General features: G+C 65.4%; 2 protein-coding genes and 1 pseudogene. All 3 read right to left on the bottom strand.

Annotation, left to right across the window (positions count from 1 at the left end; translation table 11 throughout):
- Positions 1-215 (bottom strand): annotated as a pseudogene (locus E8E75_RS00115) (pyrroloquinoline quinone biosynthesis protein PqqE); the annotation flags it as partial.
- Positions 184-465: a pyrroloquinoline quinone biosynthesis peptide chaperone PqqD gene (gene pqqD, locus E8E75_RS00110; RefSeq protein WP_120650972.1), complete on the bottom strand. Its 282-nt coding sequence runs from the start codon at positions 463-465 to the stop codon at positions 184-186. The pseudogene E8E75_RS00115 and the gene pqqD, both read right to left, overlap by 32 nt.
- A partial coding sequence (gene pqqC / locus E8E75_RS00105) for a pyrroloquinoline-quinone synthase PqqC (RefSeq protein WP_280357627.1) occupies positions 462-963 on the bottom strand: 502 nt, incomplete at its 5' end. The genes pqqC and pqqD, both read right to left, overlap by 4 nt.

Raw genomic sequence — 963 nt, 5'->3', positions numbered from 1 at the left:
CCGGAGAAGCCGAGTTGCGCCGCGCCCAGCTCACGGCCCTGGCGGAACACCTCGATCCACTGGGCCGTCGTCAGCTCTTCGCCCTGCTGGGCGAAGTCCAGCGGATTGGAGCAGTACGGGCACTGCAAGGGGCAGCGGTAGGTCAGCTCGGCCAGCAGCCAGAACGGCGGCCCCGGCTGGGTTTCAGGCTTCGAGTTGCAACCAGAACTGGGCATGAGCCACCTCGATGAACGCCAGAATGTCTTCGTTCAGGCCGGGAACGTCAGGGAAACGGCGACGCAGATCAAAGATGATCTGCGCCACCGATCGCTGACCATCCACCAGGCGCAGGATTTCCCCCGCGCTCTCATTCAGCCGCACCATCCCTTCGGGATAGAGCAACACATGGCAGCCCTGGGTCGGCTCCCATTGCAGACGGAAGCCACGACGCAGGTTGGGCACCTGCTTCAGGTCGAAGTCGCTCATAGGGCAATCCCCCGATGCCAGACCCGCTCACGGGTCACCGTGTGGTAAGGCGGACGGTCCAGTTCGTAGGCCATGCTCATCGCATCGAGCATGCTCCAGAGCACGTCCAGCTTGAATTGCAGGATCTCCAGCATGCGTTGCTGGGCTTCCCAGGTGCGGTAATGCTCGAGGGTAATGCGCAGGCCGTGCTCGACGTCGCGGCGCGCCTCCTTCAGGCGCTTGCGGAAGTAGTCGTAGCCGCTGGCGTCGATCCACGGATAATGCTGCGGCCAGCTGTCCAGCCGCGACTGGTGGATCTGCGGGGCGAACAGCTCGGTCAGCGAACTGCTGGCCGCTTCCTGCCAGCTCGCGCGACGGGCGAAATTCACATAGGCGTCCACCGCGAAACGCACCCCCGGCAACACCAGCTCCTGGGACAGCACCTGCTCGCGGCCCAGGCCCACCGCCTCGGCCAGGCGCAGCCAGGCCTCGATGCCACCTTCCTCGCCGGGCGCGCCA

The sequence above is a fragment of the Pseudomonas sp. BN606 genome (assembly GCF_029873115.1).
Lineage (GTDB): Bacteria > Pseudomonadota > Gammaproteobacteria > Pseudomonadales > Pseudomonadaceae > Metapseudomonas.
Note: the sequence above shows the minus strand (reverse complement) of the source record. Positions and strands in the feature narration are given on the sequence as shown.

Coding starts and splice junctions, on each gene's coding strand:
- pqqD (WP_120650972.1), bottom strand. CDS start 465: ATGAGCGACTTCGACCTGAAGCAGGTGCCCAACCTGCGTCGTGGCTTC.